Raw genomic sequence first — 25,394 nt, 5'->3', positions numbered from 1 at the left:
GGGCCGCGGTCGTGTCGGCGCGGCCCCGGGAGGATCTTTGTCCGGGCTGGTTCGCGTGGAGTTGTGGCTACCCGCGGCGACCAGGGTCGCGCTCCGTCGTGGAGATGTGCCGATCGTGGTTCTACGGTGTCCGATCTGGGGTAGACGAGCCGTATGGGAACCCCGCTGAGCCTTCTCCTCTTCGCACTGGGTGCCGTGCTCGCCTTCGCCGTCCGTTCCGAACCGTCCGGCCTCGACCTCACGGCGGTCGGGGTGATCCTCATGATCGTGAGCATCGTGGGCCTGGGCGTCACGCTCTACCGCGATCAGTGGCGCCGGAAGATCGTCGAGGAGTCGATCGAGCACGGCGCCGCGCCTCCGATCAGCGTGGACGACACCGTGCTGGTCGACCCGTCCATGCAGATCGAGGCCCCGTCCCACCAGGATCCCGTCCGCCCCGAGACCGGCCACGAGCGCCCCGAGACCGGCCACGAGCGCGGTGTGCCGCACCGGCCGCTGCAGTCGTCCGACGGCAGGTGACGACATGCGGGCATCCCGGTACGGGCCCGGATCCAGGTAGGGGCCGGCTGGCTCAGGTGGTGCGCAGCGGCGGGAACGCCTGGTCGAGCTCGTTGCGCATGTCCCGCTTGAGCAGGTCGTCGGCCTCGGAGGACGACTGGCCCTCGAGAAGGAACCGGGCGACCCGCAGCGTGAGGTCCACGCGCTCGGCCAGGTTGAGCGCCCCGTTGAACCGGCCGCTGGTGCTGGCGGAGGTCAGAACCTTCGCGACGAACTCGTCGGCGGCCTGCAGAGCCTCCACGCGCGTCATGCGTTCACCTCTTCGTGGTGGAAGTTGAGCCGGATGCCGGGTGTGAGGCGCAACCGTACCAGGCAGGACACCTGTCTCCGTTGTGCACCCCTATGCGTCCGTTGTTCCCGGGGGGGTGTATGTGGCGAACTGCGTAGTTCGCCCCGATCAACCAGCCGGCCGGAAGCCCCACCAAAAGCTCACTCCAAGCCGCGGCCGGACGTCCCGCCGAGGCTCGAGTCGTTGTGCGTCGTGTGACCGGGCTGTGGGGTGGCTGGCGCGGCCCGGTTCGCCCGGATCCTCCGCTGTAGGCGGGCTTTCCGGGTCGCCGGCCGCCCCACGGGTCAGCTCCAGGCGAGCGCGATGACGGGGTCGGCGAGGACGGCCGCGACGTCGGCCAGGACCGCCGAGCCGAGCTCGCCGTCCACGACGCGGTGGTCGAAGGACAGCGCGAGGTGGGCCACCGTCCGTACCGCCAGCTCGCCTTCGTGCACCCAGGGAGCCGGGCGGATCGCGCCGAGGGCGAGGATCGCGGCCTCACCGGGATTGAGGACCGGTGCCCCGGTGTCCACCCCGAGAACTCCGACGTTGGTGATGGTGATGGTCCCGCCGGAGAGGTCGGCCGGGCGCAGCCGGTCGGCGCGCGCGGCCTCGGTGAGGGAGTGCAGGCTGCGGGCGAGGTCGACCAGGCCGCGCGATCCGGCGTCCGGGATGTTCGGGACGACCAGGCCACGCGGCCCGGCCACGGCGATGCCGAGGTTGATCCGCTCGTGCACCTGGATCTCGGCGTTCTCCCCGGACGTGTCGCCCACCCAGGTCGAGTTGATCATTGGGTGGCGCCGGACGGCGGTGAGGAGCGCCTTCGCCACGAGCAGCAGCGGCGTGACCCGGATGCCGGCGAAGTCCGGCAGGGCGGCGATCCGCTCGCGGGCCGCCATCGTCTCGGTGACGTCCACGCTGAGGAACTCGGTGGCGTGCGGGGCCGAGAACACGCTGGCCACCATCGCCCGTGCCATGGTGCGCCGCACGCCCGTGACGGGGATCCGCCAGATCCGGTCGGTGTCGTTGAATCCGGCGTCGGGCGGGATGGCTCCGGGCACCCGCCGCATGGTCTCCGCGTGTCCGTTCAGTTCCGGCCGGCGCGGGCCGTCGATTCCGTTGGACGAAGGGACAACGCCAGGGACACGGACCGGCCCAGTGCGGGTCGTCGGAGTGGCGGTGGAGGGGACGGGCGCGGGCTCGGGGGGCGTGGCCTGACGCGCCGCGGTTTCGACGTCGGCGCGGCTGATGGTGCCCGCGGGACCGGTGCCCGCGAGCGTGGAGAGGTCCACACCCAGATCACGCGCGAGCTTGCGGACGGGTGGCTTCGCCGCGACGCGCCCATGCCGCGGGGCCGCCCCGATCGGCACTACGGCTGATCGGTCCGGCGCACCGGCCGCGGCCGACGCCGGGGATACGGCTGGCGCCGAGGCCGGCACCGACGACACGACGGGTGCCATGGCCCCGGGCGCCGAGCTGGCAGTGGGCGCTGTGCCGGGAGCGGGCGCGGGGGCGGCGATGGTCGCCGCGGGCGTCGTCGAGCCGGGCAGGGGGCCGTCCGGGTTGCGGGGGCGCCGCCGGCGGCGCGGGCCGGAGTCGCTGCGCGGGCCGTACCCCACCAGCATCGGGGTGCGCCCGGCGGCCATCGGTGACAGGTCGGCCGTGCCGGGCCCCCCTGGGACGTCCGCGGCCTCTCCGGTCCGGGACACGGGCAGGGATGCCGCGCCGTTGCGAGTGGCGTCCCCCGGCATGGTCTCCTGGCCGGTGGCTTCGGTAGCTCCGGTGACTGACCCGGTCGTCGGGCCGGTCGCGGGCTCGTCGCCCGGCTCGTCGATGGTCAGCAGCGGCGCGCCCACGGCGAGCTCGGTGCCGGCCTCGCCGTGCCGTTCGACGAGCACACCCGCGAACGGGGACGGGATCTCGACGACCGCCTTGGCCGTTTCCACCTCGACCAGCGGCTGGTTGACCGTCACGGTCTCGCCGACCTCCACCAGCCACCGGACGATCTCCGCCTCGGTCAGCCCCTCGCCGAGATCGGGGAGGCGGAACTGTCGATGGGTCACCGGAGATCTCCTCAGTAGCCGAACGATCGGTCGACGGCGTCGAGGATCCGGTCGACGTCGGGGAGGTAGTGGTCTTCCAGCCGGGCCGGGGGGTACGGGGTGTCGAACCCGGTGACCCGCAGCACCGGCGACTCCAGGTGGTAGAACGCCTGCTCGGTGACCCGGGCCGCGATCTCCGAGGACAGCGAGACGTTCGACGGAGCCTCGTGCACCACCACGAGACGTCCCGTGCGGCGCACCGACTCGACGACCAGGTCGAGGTCGAGCGGCGAGAGCGAGCGCAGGTCGATCACCTCGAGCGAGCGGTCGTCGTCCTCGGTGGCCACCTGGGCGGCGTCCAGGCAGGTGCGGACCATCGGGCCGTAGGCGACCAGGGTGGCGTCGGCCCCGGGCCGCACCACCCGCGCGGTGTGCAGCGCGAGCTGCTCCTGCCCCGGCATGCTGGCGAGTGGGGTGGTGTCGACCTCGCCCTTCTCCCAGTAACGGCGCTTGGGCTCCAGGAAGATCACCGGGTCGTCCGAGGCCACCGCCTGCTGGATCATGAGGTGCGCGTCGGCAGGGCTGGAGCAGGTGACGACCCGCAGCCCGGCGGTGTGGCAGAAGTACGCCTCGGGTGACTCGCTGTGGTGCTCGACCGCTCCGATCCCGCCGCCGTAGGGGATGCGGATCGTGACCGGCAGCCGGATCCGTCCGGCCGAGCGGTAGTGCAGCTTGGCGAGCTGGCTGACGATCTGGTCGAACGCCGGGTAGACGAAGCCGTCGAACTGGATCTCGCAGACCGGGCGGAACCCGCGCATGGCCAGGCCGATGGCGGTACCGACGATGGCCGACTCGGCGAGTGGGGTGTCGATGACGCGGTCCTCGCCGAACCGGGCCTGCAGGCCGTCGGTGATACGGAAGACGCCGCCGAGCTTGCCGACGTCCTCGCCCATGATCACGACCTTCGGGTCGGCGGCCATGGCCGAGAGCAGGCCCGTGTTCAGCGCCTTCGCCAGGGTCAGGGTCTGGCGGGGGCTCGCCGGCGGCTCCCCGTCCGTCGCCGGGCCCACGGAACCGACAGAGTCCGGAGCGATCGAGCCCGGAGTGATCGAGTCCGGACCGATGGAGTCCGGATCGACCGGACCCGGGTCGATGGCGTCGATAGAGCCGATCGGGCCGGTCGCCGCCCCCGTGGCCGTATCGCTGGTCGTCAAGGCAATGCTCCCCGTAGTTCCGTGAACGCGGCGCGCTCGGCGGCAACCAGATTGTTCTCCGTCACCTGGACGTGGTCGAACAGTGCGGCCTCGGGCGGGTCGGGGAGCGCGAGGCAGCGGGCGCGCAGGTCCGCCGCCACGGCGTTCGCCTCAGCGGCCAGGCCGGCCTCCCGCTCGTCGGTCAGCGCGCCGCGGGCCCGCAGATGGATCGTCAGCCGCTCGATCGGGTCGCGCATCCGCCAGCTGGACACCTCGTCCGCCGGGCGGTAACGCGACGGGTCGTCGGCGGTGGTGTGCGGATTGATCCGGTACGTCAGCGCCTCGACCAGGACGGGGCCGCCCCCCGATCGGGCCTGCCGCAGCGCCCACCGGGTCACGGCGAGGGTCGCGAGGACGTCGTTGCCGTCCACTCGCACGCTGGGGAAGCCGAAGCCGCGCGCCCGCTGGTAGACCGGCACCCGGCTCTGCCGCCGGTACGGCTCGGAGATCGCCCACTGGTTGTTCTGGCAGAAGAACACCAGCGGCGCGGAGAAGACGCTGGCCCAGCCGAAGGCCTCGCTCACGTCGCCCTCGCTGGACGCGCCGTCCCCGAAGTAGGAGATCGCGGCGCCGTCGCCGCCGTCCCGGGTGATGCCCATGGCGTAGCCGGCGGCGTGCAGGGTCTGCGACCCGACGACGATCGCGTAGAGAGCGAACCCGTGTTCGGCCGGGTCCCAACCGCCGAGCGACGTCCCCCGGAACAGGCCGAAGACGTGCAGCGGATCGACCTCCCGACACCAGGCCACACCGTGTTCCCGGTAGGAGGGGAAGGCCATGTCGGATGGGCCGAGCGCGCGACCGGAGCCGACCTGCGCCGCCTCCTGGCCGCGCAGGCTGGCCCACAGGCACAGCTCACCCTGGCGCTGCAGCGCTGTTCCCTCGTCGTCGAGACGCCGGACGATGATCATGTCCCGCAGCAGGCCGAGCAGGTCGTCGTCGGTTACGTCGGCCACGAATGCCTGGTAGTCGGTCTCCTGCCCGGAGTCCGAGGCGATGCGGCGGCCGTCGGGGGTGAGCAGCTGCACGAGCTCCGTCACACGGGCAAACGATAGTCCTCGTCCCGGCCGCGGCAACCCGACAACGCGATGTTCGTCGCGCCTGGTGAGATCCCGGCGGACGATGTTCGCCGGGCCGGGTGGGACCCCGACAGGCGACGCCCGCCGCGGCGGGTGGCGGTCGGGTGCCCCCGATACGGTGACCCCGTGAGCGACCCCGTGAGCGACCCAGTGAGCGACCCAGTGAGCGACGCAGCCAGCAGCTCGGCGGGCCATCCCGGCACGCCCATGACCGCCGGGAGCCCGCGGGGTTCGGAGCCGCCCGGCGAACGCCCGCCGGCCGGGGCGATTCTCGGCAAGGTCGGCATCTGGAGCGGGCAGTTCGACTTCTCCAACGCTGCCACGGTGCGCGAGGCGGTGTCCGAGCTCGACGAGCTCGGCTACTCCACCTTGTGGACAGGCGAGGTCAAGGGCCGCGAGGTGCTGGTCACCGCCGGCCTGATGCTCGCGGCGACGTCCCGGATGACGATCGCGACCGGGATCGCGCAGATCCTCGCGCGCAATCCCCTGACCATGGCCGCCGGCCAGCTCGCGCTCGCGGAGGCGTACCCGGGGAGATTCCTGCTCGGGCTCGGCGTCTCGCACGCGGAGCTGATGCGCATCCGCGGCGCGACCTACGCGAAGCCCCTGGGCCAGATGCGGGCCTACCTGGACGAGATGGACCGGATGGCCGCCGAGCAGTACCGGGCGGTCCCGCCGGAGGGAGTCCAGCCGCGGGTGCTGGCCGCGCTGGGGCCGAAGATGCTCAGCCTGGCAGGCGAGCGCGCGGACGGCGCGCACACCTACTTCGTGCCGCCGGAGCACACCGCCGACGCCCGCGCGGCGCTCGGGCCGGGGAAGCTGCTGATACCCGAGCAGGCGTTCGTCCTGCACCGGGACGCGAGCGAGGCGCGGGAGCTGGCCCGCCGGCACACGGGGTCCTATCTGCGGCTGCCGAACTACACGAACAACCTGCGCCGGTACGGCCTCACCGATGACGATCTCGCCGGCACCGGGTCCGACCTGCTGGTCGACACGATTGTTCCGTGGGGGGACGCCGACGTCCTGCTCGGCCGGGTCAAGGAGCACCTGGACGCGGGCGCGGACCAGGTGGCCGTGCAGGTCCTGGACTTCGATCGCAGGGGGCTGCCGCGCCGGCAGTGGCGCGAGCTGGCCCCGGCGCTGCTGTCGCTCTGAGGCCGTTGCCCGGGGTCGTTCCGAGGTTCCCGCACGCTGGTTCCCGCACGCTGGTTACCGCACGCTCGGAGGCGGCCGTCGCCCGCCGTGCTCGGGCCAGCCGTCGCGGATACGACACTTTTCAACCTGATTGAGTATTTAGTCTGGTAAGCGACATTTTTCGGTGGGTCGCAATCTCGGACGGCCCCCGGCCGGATCCACTGCCGTCCCGGTCCTGCGCGCTCCGTGTCGCAAATACGACTCGTTGCCCCGGGGCGGCGCGGACGGCGATATTACGGTTGGTGCCGAATTTCCGATCGCTCCGGGGCGGCGCGCGTGTTTCGCGCCGTTCCCGGTTCCGGAGTGCGTCCGGTATGTATCGGTGGGTTCCGTGCGGCGCAGCGGCGATGTGCCGTCGCGGAGATTCCCGGTAGGGTTACTTTCGTTCGATGATTATCGCGGGCGGGGGTCGGGTGAATGCTCGGGGATGACGGAGACGGCCGGCAGGGGCCGACCTCCAGGCGCCGGCACGGCCGCCGGTCGGGCCCCGCGCGCCGATCCGGCGGATTCCGGGAAAGCTGGGGCGCCGCGGTCGCCGGAGGCACTGTTCTCGCGGTCGCCGTGTGCGTCGGCCTGGCCACGTTCGGCCTGATGGGCGGCGGTGACGACCCTTCGGGGAATCTCACCGCGCTCGGCGGCACCGGGCAGGGCCGGGACGGCCAGCCCGCATCCCAGCAAGGCGCATCCCAGTCACCCCAGGCGTCTCCGCCCGCCGAATCGTCGGCCCCCGCCGGGCAGGGGGCGGTGGGTAACGGCCCCCGGCGGCCGACCGGAAACCCGGTCCGCATCGCCTTTGGCGGGGACGTCCATTTCGAAGGCGCGCCCGGGCAGCAGCTGGCGGCTGATCCCAAGACCGCGGTGGGGCCCATGGCACAGACCCTGTCCGCGGCGGACCTGGCCATTGTCAATCTGGAGACCGCTGTCACGACCGGCGGCACGCCGGCCACCAAGGCGTTCGTATTCCGTGCACCGCCCGCCGCATTCACCGCCATGCGCGCCGCCGGTATCGACGTGGTGAACATGGCGAACAACCACGGAATGGACTACGGGGTCGAAGGTCTCGCGGACTCGCTGCGCAGCGCCCGAGAGGCCGATTTTCCGACCGTCGGTATCGGCGCGGACGACTCGGCGGCCTACACCCCCTACGTGACCACCGTGAACGGCCAGCGAATAGCGATCTTCGGTGCGACGCAGGTTCTCGACGACGAGCTGGTCTCCGCGTGGACCGCCGGGCCCGGCAAACCCGGGCTCGCCTCGGCGAAGAAGGTCGAGCGGCTGGCCGCGGCGATCCGCGAGGTGCGGCCGACCATGGACACCGTGATCGTCTACCTGCACTGGGGGGTCGAGCGCGAGGCCTGCCCGAGCGACACGCAGACCGGCCTGGTCGCGCCGCTGGTCGCCGCGGGCGCGGACGCGCTGGTCGGTGGGCACGCGCATGTCCTGCAGGGCGCCGGGTGGAACCACGACGGCGTGTACGTCGGCTACGGCCTGGGCAACTTCGTCTTCTACGCTTCGGGCGGCGGCCCGAACACCGAGACCGGCGTGCTCGAACTGACCTTCCAGGGCCGGGCGGTCACCACGGCCAACTGGGTACCCGGCCGGATCGTCGACGGGGTCCCGCGCCCGCTGACGGGCGCCGCCGCCAGCCAGGCCCTGACCGGCTGGAACAGCCTGCGCGACTGCACGGACCTCTCCGGCACGGCCCCCTGGTAGACGGCACCCCCGGGCCGGTCACCGGTACCGCCCCCCGGTAAACGGCACTCCCGGGCAGGTCGACGGATGCCCGTCCGCCCGTTCAGGTAATTGTCCCCCGGCGTTCGCCGCCGGGGGCTTCAACCTGCTGTACCTTGGCTCGCAGGAAGCCGTGACAAAAGCCGGCACGAGTGGTGCTCCCATCGCCACATCGCGGTGCCTCGGAAATGCCTTCCCGTCCTTTCCTTCTTTTGGTGACGCGTGACGCCGGTCTTCTGTCGAGAAGACGCGTCGCGAAATCGACGCCTGTCCTTGGTGCTCCGTCCAACCCTTTGTCGATCCGGGAGTGTCGTGTCGCGTACCCTGCGCAAGAGGTCGAGCCGCCGCGGACTGGCCGCCGGCGTCGGCCGCAAGATACTCGTCGCCTTCGTCTTTCTCGCCGGGAGCGGACTGGTGGTGGTCGGGGGGCCGTCGCCCGCGTGGGCCGCCGACACCACCCAGTACGCCGGCGACTCCACCCGGGGCAACGGGGCGGCCGTCCCGTTCGAGGGCCTCACGGACCAGAACGGCGGCCCGGTGCCCATCTCCGGGGCCATCGGCGTCGACCTGGTTCTCGGCTCGACGCAGCAGCCCTACCTGCCGTGCCAGAACTACAACCGGACCACCGGTACCGGCGACACCTTCGTCAACGCCTGCCAGGAACGGGGCAGCTACGCGACGTACACGCGTTTCGCCACGGGCAAGGGGCTTGTCTTCCCCAACGGGTACTTCATGGGCGACAGCCAGCCTGACCTGGTCAAGGGCGGCACGCTGAACACCGGTTGGGGCCGCCGCACGGCCGGGCTTTCGTTCGAGTTCTACCCGCAGGTCGACCGGGACGCAGAGTTCGTCCACTCGCGTTTCTACATCGACGTCTTCGACCATCGCGCCAACGGCTGGACGTACTCCGCGCACGTCGGCCGCATCAAACTGACGACGCTCAATGATCCGGGTACGGCGCAGGTCGGCGGCCGGCTCACCGACGGTGGGCAGACACCGGCCCGTGACCGGGTGAAGTTCCTCATCTTCGGCGGTGACGCCCGTTCGTCGACCGGGTACCCGATCTCGTCCTTCGCCGTCTTCACGAGCTCGGGGGCGGCGAACTGGAGCAGCGGCGCGCTGTACGCCGGCGCGCAGCGCATCACCGTCACGGACACCGCGACCGGCCGCGAATGCGTCATTGACCTGAAGCCGATCAGCGGTCGGGGCAACGCGCTCGACATCGACCTCTCCCGGCCCGGGTTCGGCCACGAGGGCAGCGTCTGCCACTGAACGGTGCCGAGTAACTGCGGCGGTTGAGCGACAGCCAGGACTCATCCAGTCGCCACACATCGCCGGGCGGCGGGACCTGTGACGTACGTAGAACGGCGGCACCGGCCAGCGGCCGGGACGGCTTGGCTGTCCCGGCCGTTTTACATTTCTCCAACCGCTTTCGCGGGCGTTCGTTCAGTCGTTTTCGCGCGTTCGTTTCCGCGCGTTTCGCTCAGCCGCCGTCGCGGGGGCGGCCGGGGCTGTTGCCGCTGTTGCGTGAGGCGGCGCACCGGGCGCACGTTCCGTAGATCTCGACGGTGTGTACGACGTCGGTGAAGCCCTCCGCGCTGGCCACGGAGGACGTCCAGGCCTCGATCTCGGGGCCGGCGATCTCCACCGTGTGGCCGCAGTGGCGGCACACGAGATGGTGGTGGTGACCGTCCGTGGTGCACCGCCGGTACACGGTCTCGCCGTCATCCCGGCGCAGGACGTCCACCTCGCCGCGGTCGGCCAGCACCTGCAGGTGACGGTAGACGGTCGTCAGACCGACGGACTGGCCTTCCTGGCGTAGCCGGGCGTGCAGGTCCTGCGCGCTGGTGAAGGCGTTCGTCGCCGCGAGCGCGGAGGAGACCGCGTCGCCCTGCCGGGTGGCCCGGACGGAGGTGCCGCGGCCGCGACCCGGGCGGGACACCGCTCCGTTCGGGCGGTCACCGGAGCCAGCGCCGGCGCCGCCTGCCGCCCGGTCGGAGGCCGCTGACATGCCGCGCGGGGAGCTCACCCGCTCGCCTTCCACACTCGCCACGACATCCACTCTCTCATCTACCCGGCCTGTTTGGAGGGCGCGCGATCTCCTCAGTTCTCGTCATGGGAACGGTGTTGACATCGGTTTTCATTTCGTGCGACGGTGTGTGACGTAGTAGGCGCCGACTGTCGCCAATCCGTGTACTTCCCTGGAGGTTCCAGATGTCACTGACCGTCACGCCCGAGCTGGTCGAGGCCGCGGGCGAAGGCCGGATGACCGACGAGGACTTCGTCGCGTGCGTGCGCACCTCGCTCCCGTACGCCTACCGGCTGGTCGAGGAGCTGGTCACGGCCCTGCCCGACGCCGGCCCCGCGGGCCGGGATTTCGCCGACAACCAGGTGCCCCCGCCGGACGAGGCCGCGCGCGGGCAGCTGCTGCGTGCGATGGCCAGCACGTCCATCCGGTCGGCGCTCGAACGGCACTTCGGTGTCGCGCTGGCGTTCCAGAACTGCCACCGGGTCGCGGCCTTCGCCCCCGAGGCCGTCGGGCGCGCGCAGTACCAGGCGTTCGTCTCACCGCGGGCACAGGTACTCAACCAGCAGCCCGAATTCGTCGACTGCTAGGCCACATTCCCAAGCCAGGCGCGGGCGTTCGCCCCGCCCCGGGGCCCCTCGCGGGCGCCCGCCCCGGGAACTCACCCGGCCGGCCCGGCCGTCTTGTCGCGTTGTGCCCTCGCTGCTGTCGGTTGCCCTCAGGTCGGCCCGGTGACCAGCACTGAGGTCATTTGAGGCGGCGGAATGTCCGTCCCGTACCCTTTGCTCGCGGTAATACGGTGGCGGGCAATCCGGGGGTGGTGGGTGGCAGGACGTCCGGCCTGGCTGCGGGGGGAGTCGTGGCGGATCGCCGAGCCGCCCCTGACCCCGGCGGCGACAGGTGCCGCGGTGCTCGGCGCGGTCGTGCTGGTCGTCGGGTGCGTCCTGACCGCCGGATCGGGCTTCGACGAGGGCTCCACGGCGACGACGCCGGTGGGAGTAGAAGTCGATCAGGGCCCGCTGGCCTCCTGGTACACGTCCACCCAGGGGATGCGCGGCAGTATCGCCACCAGCGTCGCGTCCGCGCGCGCCTTCCTCGACGCCCAGGACGGCGCCTCACTGCGTCCACTGTGCATCCAACTGGCGGCGGAGGGACAGCAGGCGGGCGGGCTCACACCCGGGCCGGACCAGGAGGCGCAGCGGCTCTTCACCAGCGGCGCCGGGCACTACGAGGCTGCCGCGCGCACCTGCGCCCAGCTCTTCGACGGCACGCAGATCCCCGCCGCGCAGCTACAGGCACAGGTCCGGGCGGCGCTGGCCGACGGCGACCGCGACTGGGACGCGCTGGCCACCCGCGTCGGCCTTCCCATGGCCCATGCCGGGCCGACCCCACCGGCCGCCACCGACGGCTCGGGAGGCACGGGTGGGTCGGCAGCCACCGATGGCACGGGCGGTACCGGCGACACAGACGCCACGGGTGGGACGGACGGCAGCGGCGATCCGGAGGACACGAGCGCGTCCGGGTGAGACCTCCGCCGTGCGGACCCGCCCGGCCGGGCGGGTCGGGGCTCGGTGGGTGTGCTCAGCCTGCGTTGTCGGCTCGGTGCCCGCACGGGGTGAGGACGCGCAGCGTGCCGGTGAGCTCGAAGTCGTGTGTCCAGGCGGGGCACCAGCCCACGGCCCGTGCCTCGTCGAGCGCGTGGCCCGTGCCCCGGCGGTCGTAGGCGAGGACGAACAGCAGCACCCGCCCCTCCGGGCCCGGGGCGCGCCGGGTGAGTGCCCGCCCGACGCCGCCATCTCCGATCGCGGTCAGGAACACGGTCGAGGAGCGCGGCACCCGTGGTCCCACCGGCCCGGTCACCACATCCGCGCCCGGCCCGCCGGGACGTTCCTGACCGGGCGCATCCTGACGGGTCGGGCCCTGCCCGGCTGTGTTCGCGGCGGGTGCGTCCTGGCCGGCCGTACTTTGGCCGGCTGCGTCCTGGCCGGGTGTCCGGTCGTCGGAGGCGCCGTCCTGGCTTACCTCCATCCCGTACAGCCAACCCGCGCGGGCGAGCCGGCCGCCTACGACGACCAGGTCGCCGGGCCGGTGGAGCCGGCGGGCGGTGACGGTCGCGTCCACCATCAGGTCGATCGGACGGCGGTCGCCGCGTTCCTCCCACAGTGGGTGCAGGGCGCTGACCGCGGCGGCGGGCACCGCGGCCGCGGCGAGGACGGTCACCGCCGTCACCGCTGCCAGCAGGCCCGCCGCCGTGCGCCGCCAGCCGGCCGCGCGACCGCCGGCCGCGCGACCGCCGGCGGGATCGCCACCGGAAGGACCGTCCCCGGGGCGGCCGGCGACCCCGGCTCCCGCCCACGCGACGCGGGCTGTGCGGGCCAGCGCGGCGGCTCCGGCGGCCGCGACCACGGTGAGCAGCGGGACGAGGAAGACGTTCGTCCGCACGGCGCCGAACGGCCAGTACCGCCCGGCGCTCGCCGCCAGCACCATCAGCTCGGCGCCGCCGGTCGCGACCAGCAGCACCCGGCCATCCGGGCGTCGGGCGAGCGTGACCACTCCGGCCAGGAACGTGATCGCGACGGCACAGCCAAGCACGATCACTGCCGGGTCGGACGAGTCGGTCAGCGGGTGAACCAGGTTCGGGTCATAGCGGTCGATGCCCGGGGGCGCGCCGGCCGCGGTCGCCGCGAGCTGGTCGGCGATGAAACGGATCCCGTCGGGCAGTCCGCGCCCGGCCAGGAAGTGGTCGTCCCAGAACGTGCTCGCCCGCTGGCCGGACTGGTGCAACACGAACAGCGCCGCGTGCAGCCCCGCGATCACGGCGGCGGGGGCGTCGCACAGCGCGGCGCGAACGGCCGCGCGAACGGTCGGACGGAAGGCCGCGCGAACGGTCGGACGGAAGGCCCTGCGAGCAGCTGGGCGGGCGGCCGTGCGGCGGCCAGCCCAGCCATAGGGGCCGGGCAGCGGCCGGGCGACGTCCACGACGGTCAGCGGGACGATGAGGAAGACCGCGGGCAGGGAGAACAGTGCGAGGACGCCGACGGCGAACCGGCTCCACAGCAGCGCGCGGGTGGTGGAAGCGGCGCGCATCCAGAGCATGACCACGGCCAGCGCGCAGGTCGCGTCGAGGGTGTACGGCTTGACCTGGGACGCGAGGTCCACGACGGTGCCGCCGAGCGTGACCGTCAGCGCCGCCGTGAACGCCGCTGTGCGTCCGGTCAGCCGGCGGGCCAGGAGCCAGGTGCCCGCGGCGAGCGCGACGAGGGGAACGGCGGAGGGTAGCCGCAGGGCCCAGGCATGCCACCCGAACACGTCGCCGCACACCCGGAGCAGACCCATCGAGCCGATCGCGGACGGCGTGTTCGCCACTGACAGCTCCGACCAGAAGGTCCCCGGCGGCTCGGCGACGAAGTGCGGGCGCCACAGCTCGTCGTACCAGAGCGGCTGGCGGAAGCGTTCCCACAGCACCGCCTGGACCGCGACCGCCAGCAGGCTGACTACGACCACCGCCAGCATGTCCACCGCGCCTCGCGACCCGGTTGTTTCACGTGTGTCCGGCGCAGGCCCCGCCACGCCGCCGCTGATCACCGCGACGGCCTGGACCGCCCCGCTGGCCTGGACCGCCGGGTCGGCCTGAACCGCTCCGTCGCCGCGGGTCACGCCGCCGCCCCGGAGCGGCGGGATGTCCAGCTCGTGGGCGGTTCGGCCGGCTGGCTGGTCGGTTCCACCGGCCGGCTCGGCCAGCACACGCGTGTCCTCCACCCGGTTGTCCACAGGTTCTGTCCACAGGACACCCGTCCCTTGTGGACATCGCCTGTGCGGCGCCGCCCGGCAAATCCGGACGAGGCACTCAGGTCCGAGCGTAGGCGGTCAGGAACCGGTCGATCCGACCGACTGCGTCGGTCAGGTCGTCGACGCACGGCAGGGTCACCAGCCGGACATGGTCGGGCCGCGGCCAGTTGAACCCGGTGCCCTGCACCAGCAGGATCCGCTCGGCCCGCAGCAGGTCGAGCACGAAGCTCTCGTCGTCGTCGATCGGGTAGACCTCGGGATCGATGCGGGGGAACGCGTACAGCGCGCCGCGCGGGGGCACACACGACACCCCGGGGATGTCGTTGAGCAGCTTCACCACCGTGTCGCGCTGCTCGAGCAGCCGGCCGCCGGGCAGGACGAGATCGCCGGCGCCGCTGCCCTCGGCGAGCGCGGCCTGGAGCGCGAACTGGCCGGGCACGTTCGCGCACAGGCGCATGTTCGCCAGGATGTTCAGGCCCTCGATGTAGCTCGACGCGTGCTGGCGGGGCCCGGAGAGGGTCATCCACCCGGAGCGGAAGCCCGCCAACCGGTAGGCCTTCGACAGCCCGTTGAACGTCACGCAGAACAGGTCGGGGGCGAGCGCCGCGGGCGAGTGGTGCTCCGCGCCGTCGTAGAGGATGCGGTCGTAGATCTCGTCGGAGAACAGCATCAGGTTGTGCCGGCGGGCGACCTCGATGAGCTCCTCGAGCACCGGCCGGTCGTAGACGGCCCCGGTCGGGTTGTTCGGGTTGATGATCACGATGGCGCGGGTACGTGGGGTGATCTTGCGGATGATGTCGTCGAGGTCGGGATTCCAGCCCGCGGACTCGTCGCACAGGTAGTGCACGGGCCGCCCGCCGGTGAGGCTGACCACCGCCGTCCACAGCGGGTAGTCGGGGGCGGGGAGGAGTACCTCGTCACCGTTGTTCAGCAGCGCCTGCAGCGACATCATGATCAGCTCGGAGACGCCGTTGCCGAGGTAGACGTCGTCGGGCGTGACGCTGGTCATTCCCTTGCCGGCCGTGTAGCGCACGACGGCCTCACGGGCGGGGAGCAGGCCCTTGGAGTCGCTGTAGCCCTGTGCTGCCGCGAGGTTCTCGACCACGGCGGCGAGCACCGAAGGCGGCGCGGAGAAGCCGAACGGGGCGGGGTTGCCGATGTTCAGCTTCAGGATGCGCTGGCCTGCGGCCTCCAGCCGGGTCGCCTCGTCGAGGATGGGACCTCGGACGTCGTAGCAGACGTCGGCGAGCTTGTCGGACTGGGCGAACTCCATAGTGCCCAGGGTAGATGCCGTGTCGACTGGATTTCCCGCCCCCGTGCGCCGTGGGCGTGGGCTCACCCGCGGTGGGTGGCCGCGGCGATCCGCGCCGCCGGCGCTCCGGACAGCCCGCCCCGGGGCGCCAGGGCGAGGGAGAGAACGAGGGCCGTGGCGAGGGTCAGCACGATCGCCCCGCCGGCGGCGACGTCCCACTGCTCGCTGACGGCGAGCCCGACCACACCGCAGACCACGGCCACCGCGATCGAGACCGCGGTCATCGTCGACGTGCGCGAGCACCACAGCCGGGCGGTGGCGGCCGGCCCGACGACCAGCGCGACGGCCATGATCGTGCCCACCGCGGGCAGCGAGGTGACAACCGCGGCCTCCACGAGCAGCAGCAGGACGAGCCCGAGCCATCTGGACGGGTACCCGGCCGCGGTGAGCGCGGTGGGGTCGAACGCCCCGAGCAGCAGCTCCTTGCGCAGCGCCACGAGCGCGGCGAGCACCACGACGGCCGTCACACCGCTGACGACCAGATCGCTCTCCTGGACTGTCAGCACGGAGCCCACCAGGAAGGCGCTCAGATCACGGTTCGACCCGTCGCGGGCGGACATCAGCGCGACGCCGAGCGCGAACCCGCCGGAGAGGACGACGCCGGTCACGGTGCTCACGTCCCGCCCGCCGGTGCCCGCCCGCCCCGCGCCACCCGGGCCGGCGCCACCCGGACCGGTGCCGGCCGAGTGCCCCGAGGTGCCGGTGAGCAGGGCGACCGTGCTCACCAGCAGCACGCCGAACAGCCCGGCGCCCAGGACGAGGTTCATCCCGATCAGGGAGGCGATCACGACGCCCGGGAAGGTCGCGTGGGTCATCGCCATGGTGAGGAAGCTGAGCCGGCGCAGCACGACGTGCACGCCGACGGCGCCGCACAGCGTCCCGACGATCAGCACCTCGAGGAGGGCCCGCCGGGTGTAGCCGTCGCCCAGCGAGTCGAGCAGCGCCATCAGGTCGCCCCGCGTGACGAGGCGGGCCGCCGCTGCCGGCGCTCGCGGGAACGCGCGCCCCGTGACCGGCGCGGCAGCATGGCGACGAGGAGAGCCAGCGCGTAGATCACGACCAGCGCCAGGACGACCGTCGCGCCGGCGGCGAGCCGGATCTCGTGGCGCACGGACGCCTCGTAGCTGGCGACCAGGCCGAGCCAGCCGCCGAGGACCCCGAGCCCGATCGAGGCCAGCACGATGACCACCAGCCGGTCGCTGAGCAGCCGGGCCGCCGCCGCCGGGATCACGATCAGGGCAATGACCAGCACCGTCCCGACGGCGCGGACGGCGGCGACGACGACGAGCGCGATCACCAGGTTGAGGACGAGGTCCAGCAGCCACACCGGGTACCCGGCCGCGCGCGCCCCCTCCGGGTCGAACGCCCGCAGCAGCAGCTCCTTGTGGATCAGCGCGAGCACCGCGAGAGCCACGGCGGCGGTCACCGCGGTCACGGTGATGTCGGTGGAGTCGACGGTCAGCAGACGTCCGAAGAGGAACGCGGTGAGATCCGACGTGTAGGACTCCCGGCGCGAGACCAGCACGACACCGACGGCGAAACAGCCGGTGAGCAGCATCGCCATGGCCGCGTCCTCGGTGACCCGCCGGGTGGAGACCAGCGCGGTGAACCCGGCGGCGGCCACGACGGCGACGAGCAGCGCACCCGGCACGATGCCGGAGTCGCCGGCGATCAGAAAACCGATCACGACACCCGGGAAGACGGCGTGGGTGAGCGCGTCGGTGAGGAAGGCGAGCCGGCGCAGCAGGACGAGGACCCCGACCACGGCGCTCAGCGTCCCGAGCAGCAGCACCTCGAGCAGCGCCCGGTACATGAACGGCCGCTCGAACGGCGCGATCAGGAGATCGCCGGGCGTGCTCACGGCCCGGTCACACGCGGGTCACGACGACGCCCCGGCCGTCGATCTCCAACGCGGCGCCGCCGTAGGCGGCCCGCAGGGGCTCCGCGGTGAGCGCCTCGGCGGGCGGCCCGAACGTGATCTGACGGCCGCTCAGCAGGCACACCTCGTCGCTGATGAGCTGCGCCAGGGCCAGGTCGTGGGTGGAGACGACGACGGCCGTGCTGGCGGCGGTCAGCGTACTGAGCGCGGCGAGCAGGGCGTCCTGCGAGACGACGTCCACGCCGTTGAACGGCTCGTCGAGCAGCAGCAGGCGGGGCTGGGCGGCGATGGCGCGGGCCAGCAGCACCCGCTGGCGCTGCCCTCCGGAGAGCGTGCCGAAGCGATCCCGGGCCCGGTGGGCCAGCCCGACGGCCTCCAGCGCGGCCTGCGCCGCCGCCCGGTCGGCGCGGCCCGGCCGGCGGATCCAGCCGATCCCGCGGTAGCGGCCCATCAGCACGACCTGACCGACCGAGATCGGGAAGTCCGGGTCGAGCGTGTCCGCCTGCGGCACGTAGGCGACCTCCCGGCGGGCGGCGCCCGGGGGACGTCCGAGCACCGTGATCAGCCCGTCGACCACGGGCACCAGGCCGAGCACGGCCTTGATCAGCGTTGACTTGCCCGCGCCGTTGGGCCCGATGAGGGCCAGCGTCCGGCCCGGGTGGAGGACGCCGTGCACGCCGTGTAGCACCGGCACCCTGCCGTAGGCGATGCTCGCGTGCTCCAGCGACAGTGCGGCGGGAGCGGCCCCGGCCTGGCCCCCGCTCTCGCCCGCGGCCGTACCCGGGATCGCTGCACCCGGAATCGCCGTATCCGTGATCACGGCGCCGACCTGGTCGGGGAGCGCGATCGCGTCGGCCGCCAGTGCTGTCGCCACTGCCGCCACCGGCGCCGCGGTCGTCGGTATCGCCACGGGCGACGGGGCTCCGTCCGGCCCGTCCGGCGCGGTCAGGCACGGTGCCTGAGCGTTACCGGTCATGATCGACCACCGGTCCATCCTGTAGATCCTGGCTGTGGGTCCTGTCTCACCGGAGGGCGTTGACGATGGTATCCGTGTTGTGCCGTTCGGCTTCGAGGTAGGTGGCACCATCAGACCCCGCCGGGCCCAGCGTGTCGGCGTAGAGGGCACCCTCGCCGGCGACGACGCGGACGCCCGCCTCGCGGCCGATGGTCTGCGCCGTCCGCGGCGGCAGGGATGACTCGGAGAACACCGCCACGACGCGGGACGCCCTGATCCGGCTGACGATGTCGTCGATCGCCCGGCCGGAGAGCTCGGCGGACGTGTCGAAGCTCGGGATGATCGACCCGACGAACTCCAGGCCGTACCGGTCCACGTAGTAGCCGAACGAGTCGTGGTTGGTGACCAGCTTGCGCCGGTCCGCCGGGATGGTGTCGATCTTCTGCTGGTTCTCCCGGTCGAGCTCGTCCAGCCTGGTCGTGTAGCCGGCTAGGTTGGCGCGGTACGTGGCGGAGCTCTCCGGATCGGCCGCCGTGAGCCCCTTCTCGACGTTCGTGACCATGATCTTCGCGTTGCGCGGGTCGTGCCAGATGTGCGGGTCGCCCCCGGCGTGCTCGTCCTCATGCGCACCCTCGTCGGCGTGGTCCGTGCCCCCTCCGGGCTCATTCCGGACGGTGACCCCGTCGGCCATCACGACCTCGACGCCGTCGAAGCCGCTGGCCGAGATCGCGTCGTCGAGCCAGCTCTCCAGGTCGACACCGTTCTCGATCAGGACGTCCGCGGAGCCGATCGCCTCGAGATCGGCCGGCGAAGGCTCGTAGTCATGCGGATCGACGCCCGGCCGCAGGATCTGCCTGACCTCGATGCCGTCACCGCCGATGGCGCGGGCGAAATCCGCCGCGTAGGTGGTCGTCGCGACCACCCGTGGCGCCGAGCCGCCCGCGCCGCCGGAGCCCCCACCCGAGCCGCCGCAGGCCGCCAGCGCGGCGGCGAGCGCAGCCGCGGTGAGCAGAGCGGCGGCGGGACGCGCCACCGGCAGCGACCGGGGGCGCGAGGCCTGGTCCGACGGGTGTCCGGCGGCGGGCCGGAGGGGCAGGGGCGACATGAGGAAAATGAAAACGGTTGTCGATGCAGATGTCAAATCGAACCGGCGTGGTCCAGACGGATGGCGCCCGCGGAGGTCAGCTGGCCAGGAAGCTGATCTGGACCCGCCTGTTCAGCGCGCGCCCGGCGGCGTCGTCGGACCCGTCGGGCCGGGTGTTCGGCGCGACGGGGTCGGCTCCGCCGCGGCCCGTAGCCGAGACGCGCGTGCCGCTCGGTACGGCTGGGCGGAGCAGATCCGCGACCGCGTTGGCCCGGCGCTGCGAGAGGATCACGTTGTAGGCCGGGGTGCCGAGGCTGTCGGTGTGGCCGAGAACCGTGACCGTCCTGGTGGCAGGGCCGACCCGGCCCGCGAGCGTGGCGATCTCCGTGCGCGCGGCCTCGGTCAGATCGTCGGAGTCGAAGGCGAACAGGACGTCCGCGCTGATCGTGACGGTGACCCGGTCGCCGGACCGTTCCTCGGTGACCAGCGGGAGCACGGAGTCCGCCGGGTCGATGGTGAGGACCGAGCCGGCGGCGTCGAGCGGGCGCACCGAACGGGTGATCTCCTCGGCGGGCACATCGGCCGGGGGCGGTGGTGCGCTCGTGGCGCCGAGGGCCCCCGGGCTCTCCGCCCCGGCGAGCACCCAGAGCGCCGCGGTGACCAGAGCCAGCCGGGCGGCCCGGCCCGCGATCGCGGTCACCGGCGCCGTCACTGCCGCTGTCGCTGTCGCGGCGGGGGGCCGCGGGAGCGCGCTCAACGCGTGATCGCGGCGTCGTCGACGATCACCCGGTCGTTGAGGTAGACGTCCACGGTGGTCACGTCGGCGGGCGGTGCGGCGAAGGTGAACGAGCCGGTCACGGGCACGTTGTTGCGGGTCCGGGTGGTTCCCGAGGCGGCGCCCAGCGCCACTCCGGCGGAGTCCCGCACGACTGTGTAGCGGCGCAGGTTCACGGAGTCGACCAGGGTGACAGCGGCGTCGCGCCTGCCGGCCATGTCGTAGAGCGTGATGCCGGTGCCCGGGTCCTTGGCGTAGCGCGGCGTGAAGAGCAGATCGAGGCGGGCGAGTTGGCCGTCGACCCGCAGCCCGACGAAGCCGACCTCGACGTCCCCGTCCGCTCCCTGGAAGCGGGTGGTGCGGCTCGCGGTCGGCGTTCCCGCGGGCGGGGCTTCCGGGGAGGCCGCGCCGCCCTGGCCCGTGCCCGCTGTGCCGCTCGCCGGGGCCGGTGAGGGTGCCTCATCGTCGCCGGAGCCCGAACAGCCCGGGAGGACCAGGCAGGCAACCAGCAGGCCGCCGACCAACGCGGATGTACTCCGCGCGCGGTAGCCGCCAGAGCCACGGATCGAGGCCGGCCGGGCGGTCGACGTGGGACGCGCCCCCGGGGCCGACGGCCTCGCCGGGACGGGTGTCGTCCGCGGGCTGGCCGTCACCGGGCTGGCCGTCGCTGGGACGGTCGTCGGCGCCAAGGCGGGCGGGGGCAGGTGCGGCATCGGACCTCCGGGCGGGAGGGTCAGGGGAGTCCGATGCCGATTATGATCCCCGCCCGCCGGGCCTGGGGACAGGTACGGACACCGCCCGGGCCCAATCCGTCACCCGTGGGTCGAAAGGCGACAGAACGCGCGCCCTGTCGGCGCCTGCCGTGGCCGGGCCGGATGTTGCCGGCACGGGGGCCGCGGTGGCGGAGACCGCCGTAGCGCGGGCCGCCCGGGCCGGACCCGCGACGGTGTCCGCCACGCCGCGGGTGGCGGTACGGCGGGGCCCGTCGGCGGTCGGCTCCGGTGCGTCAGCGCGGTTCATTCGGTGCCGTGCTCCGCCTCTTCCAGCAGCAGGCGCAGCTCGAGCCCGAGCGAGCGAGGTTCGGCCAGCGGAGACCGGAACAGCACCCGGACGGCGTCGGCGCCGTCGGGGCCGATCCGCCACATGTCCAGGCCGGCCCGGTCGAGCGAGGTCACCGACGCGCCGATCACCTCGTCGGCGCAGATGCTTCCGGCCGCCGTGACGCCGCGCGCGGCGAGCTGGCGCATCTGGGCGGCGTGGGCCTTGTTGAGGTGCTCGATCAGGTCCGGGGCGTAGGCCGTCACGAGGTCGGGCTCGGCGAGGGCGTACGAGGTGAGCTCGACGCGGCGGGCCGGCCCGAGCGACGACCAGCGGCCGCCGGGGCGTGCCGCCGCGTCGCGCCGCGCGCCCCGCGCCCGGCGGGTGACCCGGGACCGCCGCGGGGCCGGAGCCTCCACGACCTCCGTGCCCGCCGCCAGTTCGGCACCCGCCGCTTCCGTGCCGGTAGCCAGTTCCGTGCCCGCGGCCAGCTCGGCGTGTGCGGCTTCGGTGCCTGCCGCGAGCTCGGTCGCGACCGGCACGGAGCCGGCGGCTGTCCGGTCGGCGACTGTCCGGTCGGCGACCGGTGCCCGGGTGGCGCCGGCCGGGGCTTCGGCGCGGCCGGGCAGGCAGATGAGCACCTCGTCCACGGCCACGGAGAGGACACGCAGATCGGAGATGTCGCCGGAGGTCACCGTGATGCTGCGCCCCAGGTTGCCCAGGCGTTGGACGAGCTCGTCGGCGGTCTCCGCCGCCGAGGCCAGCACCCCCGCGAGGACCAGGCGCTCCCCGTTGTGGCCGGGCACGTCGACGCGTGCGCGGCGGCCGGAGTCCGCGCACCGCGCGGGCGGGCTGTCGGCGCCCACGAGCAGCAGGGGCTCGCCGCCGTCGTCGATGAGTCCGACCCAGCCCCGAACGTGGGCGCAGGGCAGCGTGAGCAGCGCGCAGCGGCCGCCGGCGAGGATGGTCCTCGCCTGCTCAGCCAGCACGGGCATGTCGACGTCCGAGCTTGGACTCGTCACCGGGCCTCCTCCTGTCATCAGGTAAGGCTTACTTAAGTCGTCGAGAGCCCGATGGTCAAGCCTTTCGTCCGGTTGTGGTCCCCTGTCTCAGATCAACACTGGTCGCGATTCCCAATGTCCGCGCAACGCGGTCCCGGAAGGGCACCGCGATCCGGTTCGCGGGCGGAGGATTCTAGGCTGTCGTGGTCGGGCAGTGTCTCGCCCCTCGAGAAGGAGGTGCCGGTGATCTTCAAGTTGGTCGGTGACGGTCGCCCGTACCCCGATCATGGTCTTGGCCAGCGGGACTGGGCCGCCATCCCGCCGCGGCAGGTGCGGCTCGACCAGCTCATCACGACGAAACGGGTGCTGGCGCTCGACGTCCTGCTGGACGAGGACTCGACGTTCTACGGCGACCTGTTCCCCCACGTCGTGGAGTGGGGTGGGGCGCTCTACCTGGAGGACGGCCTGCACCGCGCCGTGCGCGCGGCGCTGGCGCAGCGGACGTCCATCCACGCCCGGGTGCACGTGCACACCGCGGCACGGCCGGTGGGCAGGCTCAGCCACCAGTGACGCCGGGCCGGGCGCTTCCCGCGCTCCAGGTCCGGGGCCTGGCGGCGGCGGTGCGGGCCCGGCTCAGTCGTTGGTGATCTCGTAGGTCACGTAGGTGTCCTCGCCGACCTTGGCGAAGACGTAGCGCGGGCACGCCGACCCCGGCCGGTAGGCCGCGATGGGCCGAAGCACGGGGGAGCGCATGACCTGCTTGAGCCGCCCGCCGGCGAGCTTGCGTGCCTGGGCCCCGGAGACATCCGCAGTCTCCTGGCGCTCGTACCATCCACCGCAGTAGTGGATGTCGTGGGGGCGTGACGTCCAGGCCGGCGTGTGGAAGACCCAGAGCAGGTAGGCCGTACGCATGATCAGGGCCAGCAGGGCGATCGTGATCAGAGCACGGACGAGGTTCCCGGCCCGGTTCGTGGCGAGAACGGGACTCACAACTCCGGGAGCCTAGGGCAGCTACCCCCGTTCCGGGGCAAGCCGTCCCTTCCGGCCGGGGCGTGTCGCGTGCGCGCCCGCCCGCCGACGCCCCGGCTAAACAGCACGACCGGGCCCGTCCGCGGCCCCACCGACGTGCTCGTCCGAGCTGCCACCCGCGTTGTCTGCTGTGTGGTCTCCCGGCTGCCCGCCGGCGCAACCGGCCGCGTGCCCGGCAGTGGGGTCGGCAGCCTGCCCGGCGAGGTGCCCGGATGCGTGCCCGGCGAGGTGCTCGGCCGGGGGCAGGTCGAGGGCCGGGTTGCCGTCGAAGAAGCCGTCCGGGCGCAGCTCGAAGCCGATCCGGCTGACCGGCATCACCGGCCAGTCCTCCGGGCGCACGACGTGGTGCGCCCCGAAGCTGTACCAGACGACGATGTCGGTGTCGGCGACCGGCCGGTCCGCGGCCGCGTACTGCGGCAGGCCCTCGTTGCCCGCGTTCTGGTTCGGGTAGCGGCCGGCGGCGTACCGCTCCCGCTCGTCGTGCGCGGTCACCCACAGGTTGCGGGACGCGAACCGCCCGCGCGCCGCCTGGTGCGAGTCGGGATGCGCCAGCAACGGCGCCGTGTGCCCCGGGACGAGCCGGTAGGCCACCGGGCGGCCGAGCGGGCCCTCGACGCGCGGGTTGGTGATCCGCCAGAACCGCGCGACGGACGGGTCGACCCTGCGCTGGGCGTGGCGCTCCGAGTCCAGCAGCGTGTCCTGGGTCCGCCAGGCGACGCCCGTCGGGTTGTCCGGGCCGATCGGGTCGGGCACCGAGTCGATCTCGTGCACCGAGTTCGGGCCGCCGTCGAGCTCCAGGTCCAGGCGCACGTTGAAGAAGTGCTGGTGATGCGGCCCGTACAGGCCGGGCGCCACGAGCACCCCGTGCGACGGCGACTCGCCCGGCCGCACCGCCCCGGTCGAGATCACCCCGGTCAGCTTCACCTCGAACTCGATCGAGCCGTCCAGGTAGAGGTACCAGAAGAAGCCGTACTCGTAGTTCCCGACCGTGCAGATCATCGAGATCACCAGCCGGCGCATGCGGCGAACCTCGACCTGGCCGGTCCGGAAGTCGGTGTGCTTCCAGGCGATGCCGGTGTCCTCCTCGTGCAGGCACACCGCGTTCGGGATCGCCACCGGGTTACCGTCGGAGTCGTTCACCACGGCGTCGAAGTACCGGATGTCACCGAGGCAGTCGCAGCCGAGCCGCAGCGAGTTGGCCATCACCCCGACCCCGTACTCGCCCATGTCGAAGACGTTCTTCACCCGGTGCGTCGGCGCCGGGTCGCCGTACGGGACGAACATCTCCGACACCGACGCGCGCTGCAGGATCGGCCGCCGCCGGCCCCGGTCGGTGTACGCGACCTGGTGCAGGATGAGGCCCTCGCGCGGGGTGAAACCGATGCGCAGGTCCCATTTCTGCCAGCGGACGGCGTACCCGTCCACGGTGAAGCTGGCGCCGCGCGGTTGGGTGACCTCGATCGGGCGCAGGTCGTCGCGCAGCCGGTCGAACGCGGGGACGTTCTCCGGGGCGGCCGTCATCAGCGCCGGTGCGTAGTTGCCGGGGCGCGGCGGCAGCGGCACGGGGCCGTCCGGGCCCTGGCCGTGGTCGGTCACGTCGATGACGGCCATCGCCTCGAGGTCGACGACGACCTGCAGTCCCTCCGCGGGCCGGGCGTAGCCGTTCTCGCCGGGCCCGGAGCGGACGAACGTCACCGGGCGCGCGATGCGCCGCCGGGCAGGGTCGTCCTCACGCCCGGTGTAGCCCGCGGACCACGGGTCGATCATCGCGAGGGAGAAGTCGGTGACCCCGCGCCTGCGCATCGCCGCCTGCCAGTCCGGGTCGGCACGGACGACGTCCTCGCAGGCCAGGAACTCCTCCATCATCATCGCCGCCTGCACGCCGGGGACCGCGTACATCTCCACCACCGTCCCGGCGGACAGCGACACGACGGCCTCGTGGGTCAGCCGCGCCCCGCGCTCGTGCAGGACGCAGAACGCCTGCCGGTCCGGCGCGGCCAGCTCCTCGCCGACGTCCCGCTCGGCCTCGCGCGACACCATGGCGGCTTTTGGTGGCTCGTTCAGTTCGACGGAAACGAAACGAAACTCCGGCCCGAGCTTCTCGCTCGCCCGCAGGATCGCGGTGGCCCGGCCGATCTCGGCGGCGGACAGCGGTTCGAGGGGATGCGCCGGTCGCGCCGGGATCGTCCCGGGCTCCGGGGACGCACTGACCGTCATGGCGACCTCCACCAACATCTCGGGTGCGTGACCCGGCACGCAAGGGACTGGGCCACCCAAAAGTAGAGGTCGCCGAACGCGGGCCATCGGCGGCCCGTTCGGCGGTTTCCGGACGTCCGAAATGGACGCCGGTCAGCATTTCCCGAGATGGGCCTCGGCAGGATTCC

23 protein-coding genes are annotated in these 25,394 nt (G+C 72.8%); 7 read left to right on the top strand and 16 right to left on the bottom strand.

The window, feature by feature from the left end; all coding sequences use genetic code 11:
• Positions 1 to 153: 153 nt before the first annotated feature.
• Positions 154 to 519, top strand: coding sequence for a DUF6458 family protein (locus tag AC559T_RS02550; RefSeq protein WP_235014220.1), 366 nt, complete (start codon positions 154 to 156; stop codon positions 517 to 519).
• A gap of 52 nt (positions 520 to 571) precedes the next feature.
• Here AC559T_RS02550 and AC559T_RS02545 read toward each other — a convergent pair whose 3' ends face one another.
• From AC559T_RS02545 to AC559T_RS02530, 4 genes are all read right to left on the bottom strand, one after another.
• A complete protein-coding gene (locus AC559T_RS02545) occupies positions 572 to 808 on the bottom strand; it encodes a hypothetical protein (RefSeq protein WP_018504030.1) in 237 nt (78 codons plus the stop codon).
• A gap of 323 nt (positions 809 to 1,131) precedes the next feature.
• The gene (locus AC559T_RS02540) at positions 1,132 to 2,889 is read right to left on the bottom strand and encodes a dihydrolipoamide acetyltransferase family protein (RefSeq protein ID WP_498867603.1); all 1,758 of its coding nucleotides are present in this window, start codon (positions 2,887 to 2,889) and stop codon (positions 1,132 to 1,134) included.
• 11 nt (positions 2,890 to 2,900) lie between these two features.
• Positions 2,901 to 4,082, bottom strand: a complete 1,182-nt coding sequence (locus AC559T_RS02535) for an alpha-ketoacid dehydrogenase subunit beta (RefSeq protein ID WP_498867602.1) — start codon at positions 4,080 to 4,082, stop codon at positions 2,901 to 2,903.
• Positions 4,079 to 5,158 (bottom strand): thiamine pyrophosphate-dependent enzyme, encoded by a 1,080-nt coding sequence (locus tag AC559T_RS02530; protein WP_071064963.1) that lies wholly within the window; start codon positions 5,156 to 5,158, stop codon positions 4,079 to 4,081. The genes AC559T_RS02535 and AC559T_RS02530 overlap by 4 nt, the downstream gene beginning before the upstream one ends.
• 246 nt (positions 5,159 to 5,404) lie before the next feature.
• Here AC559T_RS02530 and AC559T_RS02525 point away from each other — a divergent pair, with 246 nt between their 5' ends.
• The 3 genes from AC559T_RS02525 (at position 5,405) to AC559T_RS02515 (ending at position 9,394) form a co-directional block, all read left to right on the top strand.
• The gene (locus tag AC559T_RS02525; RefSeq protein ID WP_112105247.1) at positions 5,405 to 6,352 is read left to right on the top strand and encodes an LLM class F420-dependent oxidoreductase; all 948 of its coding nucleotides are present in this window, start codon (positions 5,405 to 5,407) and stop codon (positions 6,350 to 6,352) included.
• A gap of 456 nt (positions 6,353 to 6,808) precedes the next feature.
• Positions 6,809 to 8,104, top strand: a complete 1,296-nt coding sequence (locus tag AC559T_RS02520; protein WP_498867601.1) for a CapA family protein — start codon at positions 6,809 to 6,811, stop codon at positions 8,102 to 8,104.
• A 330-nt stretch (positions 8,105 to 8,434) separates the two neighbouring features.
• Positions 8,435 to 9,394, top strand: a complete 960-nt coding sequence (locus tag AC559T_RS02515; RefSeq protein ID WP_020464639.1) for a hypothetical protein — start codon at positions 8,435 to 8,437, stop codon at positions 9,392 to 9,394.
• Between the two features lie 211 nt (positions 9,395 to 9,605).
• On the opposite strand, the gene AC559T_RS02510 is transcribed toward AC559T_RS02515, so the two are convergent.
• Positions 9,606 to 10,175: a Fur family transcriptional regulator gene (locus AC559T_RS02510; protein WP_475600801.1), complete on the bottom strand. Its 570-nt coding sequence runs from the start codon at positions 10,173 to 10,175 to the stop codon at positions 9,606 to 9,608.
• Positions 10,176 to 10,336: 161 nt separating this feature from the next.
• On the opposite strand from AC559T_RS02510, the gene AC559T_RS02505 reads away from it, so the two are divergent.
• Complete coding sequence (locus AC559T_RS02505) at positions 10,337 to 10,738, top strand: SCO5389 family protein (protein ID WP_020464637.1); 402 nt, start codon at positions 10,337 to 10,339, stop codon at positions 10,736 to 10,738.
• A 234-nt stretch (positions 10,739 to 10,972) separates the two neighbouring features.
• Complete coding sequence (locus tag AC559T_RS02500) at positions 10,973 to 11,674, top strand: hypothetical protein (RefSeq protein ID WP_112105244.1); 702 nt, start codon at positions 10,973 to 10,975, stop codon at positions 11,672 to 11,674.
• A 55-nt stretch (positions 11,675 to 11,729) separates the two neighbouring features.
• Here the strand turns inward: AC559T_RS02500 and AC559T_RS02495 are convergent, their stop codons facing one another.
• The 9 genes from AC559T_RS02495 to AC559T_RS02455 form a co-directional block, all read right to left on the bottom strand.
• Complete coding sequence (locus tag AC559T_RS02495) at positions 11,730 to 13,661, bottom strand: ArnT family glycosyltransferase (protein ID WP_498867628.1); 1,932 nt, start codon at positions 13,659 to 13,661, stop codon at positions 11,730 to 11,732.
• 334 nt (positions 13,662 to 13,995) lie between these two features.
• On the bottom strand, positions 13,996 to 15,210 hold the full coding sequence (locus AC559T_RS02490) for a pyridoxal phosphate-dependent aminotransferase (RefSeq protein WP_112105245.1): 1,215 nt from the start codon (positions 15,208 to 15,210) through the stop codon (positions 13,996 to 13,998).
• A 62-nt stretch (positions 15,211 to 15,272) separates the two neighbouring features.
• Positions 15,273 to 16,196 carry a metal ABC transporter permease gene (locus tag AC559T_RS02485; protein WP_498867600.1) on the bottom strand — a complete coding sequence of 308 codons (924 nt, stop codon included), beginning with the start codon at positions 16,194 to 16,196 and terminating at the stop codon, positions 15,273 to 15,275.
• On the bottom strand, positions 16,196 to 17,110 hold the full coding sequence (locus AC559T_RS02480) for a metal ABC transporter permease (RefSeq protein ID WP_498867599.1): 915 nt from the start codon (positions 17,108 to 17,110) through the stop codon (positions 16,196 to 16,198). Before AC559T_RS02480 ends, AC559T_RS02485 begins: the two co-directional genes overlap by 1 nt.
• A 7-nt stretch (positions 17,111 to 17,117) precedes the next feature.
• Positions 17,118 to 18,122, bottom strand: coding sequence for a metal ABC transporter ATP-binding protein (locus AC559T_RS02475; protein WP_498867598.1), 1,005 nt, complete (start codon positions 18,120 to 18,122; stop codon positions 17,118 to 17,120).
• 28 nt (positions 18,123 to 18,150) lie between these two features.
• Positions 18,151 to 19,188 carry a metal ABC transporter substrate-binding protein gene (locus AC559T_RS02470; RefSeq protein WP_112109030.1) on the bottom strand — a complete coding sequence of 346 codons (1,038 nt, stop codon included), beginning with the start codon at positions 19,186 to 19,188 and terminating at the stop codon, positions 18,151 to 18,153.
• A gap of 76 nt (positions 19,189 to 19,264) precedes the next feature.
• Complete coding sequence (locus AC559T_RS02465) at positions 19,265 to 19,867, bottom strand: OmpA family protein (RefSeq protein WP_020464627.1); 603 nt, start codon at positions 19,865 to 19,867, stop codon at positions 19,265 to 19,267.
• Between the two features lie 53 nt (positions 19,868 to 19,920).
• Entirely contained in the window at positions 19,921 to 20,466 is a 546-nt protein-coding gene (locus AC559T_RS02460) for a hypothetical protein (RefSeq protein ID WP_071064954.1), read from the bottom strand.
• 492 nt (positions 20,467 to 20,958) lie between these two features.
• A complete protein-coding gene (locus tag AC559T_RS02455) occupies positions 20,959 to 22,002 on the bottom strand; it encodes a DUF2470 domain-containing protein (protein WP_112107780.1) in 1,044 nt (347 codons plus the stop codon).
• A gap of 222 nt (positions 22,003 to 22,224) precedes the next feature.
• Here AC559T_RS02455 and AC559T_RS02450 point away from each other — a divergent pair, with 222 nt between their 5' ends.
• Positions 22,225 to 22,551, top strand: a complete 327-nt coding sequence (locus AC559T_RS02450; RefSeq protein WP_071064952.1) for a type II toxin-antitoxin system VapB family antitoxin — start codon at positions 22,225 to 22,227, stop codon at positions 22,549 to 22,551.
• 63 nt (positions 22,552 to 22,614) lie between these two features.
• Here AC559T_RS02450 and AC559T_RS02445 read toward each other — a convergent pair whose 3' ends face one another.
• Positions 22,615 to 22,971, bottom strand: coding sequence for a hypothetical protein (locus AC559T_RS02445; protein WP_020464623.1), 357 nt, complete (start codon positions 22,969 to 22,971; stop codon positions 22,615 to 22,617).
• 96 nt (positions 22,972 to 23,067) lie between these two features.
• The gene (locus AC559T_RS02440; protein ID WP_243657655.1) at positions 23,068 to 25,227 is read right to left on the bottom strand and encodes a primary-amine oxidase; all 2,160 of its coding nucleotides are present in this window, start codon (positions 25,225 to 25,227) and stop codon (positions 23,068 to 23,070) included.
• Positions 25,228 to 25,394: the final 167 nt, after the last annotated feature.

Source organism: Frankia sp. Hr75.2, assembly GCF_949319125.1.
GTDB lineage: Bacteria > Actinomycetota > Actinomycetes > Frankiales > Frankiaceae > Parafrankia > Parafrankia soli.
This window is presented reverse-complemented; position numbering and strand designations above follow the sequence as displayed.

Excerpts from the sequence above, each read along its gene's own strand:
- AC559T_RS02545 (WP_018504030.1), bottom strand. The coding sequence starts at position 808 with ATGACGCGCGTGGAGGCTCTGCAGGCCGCCGACGAGTTCGTCGCGAAG.
- AC559T_RS02525 (WP_112105247.1), top strand. The coding sequence starts at position 5,405 with ATGACCGCCGGGAGCCCGCGGGGTTCGGAGCCGCCCGGCGAACGCCCG.
- AC559T_RS02505 (WP_020464637.1), top strand. The coding sequence starts at position 10,337 with ATGTCACTGACCGTCACGCCCGAGCTGGTCGAGGCCGCGGGCGAAGGC.
- AC559T_RS02520 (WP_498867601.1), top strand. The coding sequence starts at position 6,809 with ATGCTCGGGGATGACGGAGACGGCCGGCAGGGGCCGACCTCCAGGCGC.
- AC559T_RS02475 (WP_498867598.1), bottom strand. The coding sequence starts at position 18,122 with ATGGACCGGTGGTCGATCATGACCGGTAACGCTCAGGCACCGTGCCTG.
- AC559T_RS02495 (WP_498867628.1), bottom strand. The coding sequence starts at position 13,661 with ATGCTGGCGGTGGTCGTAGTCAGCCTGCTGGCGGTCGCGGTCCAGGCG.
- AC559T_RS02485 (WP_498867600.1), bottom strand. The coding sequence starts at position 16,196 with ATGGCGCTGCTCGACTCGCTGGGCGACGGCTACACCCGGCGGGCCCTC.
- AC559T_RS02470 (WP_112109030.1), bottom strand. The coding sequence starts at position 19,188 with ATGTCGCCCCTGCCCCTCCGGCCCGCCGCCGGACACCCGTCGGACCAG.
- AC559T_RS02550 (WP_235014220.1), top strand. The coding sequence starts at position 154 with ATGGGAACCCCGCTGAGCCTTCTCCTCTTCGCACTGGGTGCCGTGCTC.
- AC559T_RS02440 (WP_243657655.1), bottom strand. The coding sequence starts at position 25,227 with ATGACGGTCAGTGCGTCCCCGGAGCCCGGGACGATCCCGGCGCGACCG.
- AC559T_RS02490 (WP_112105245.1), bottom strand. The coding sequence starts at position 15,210 with ATGGAGTTCGCCCAGTCCGACAAGCTCGCCGACGTCTGCTACGACGTC.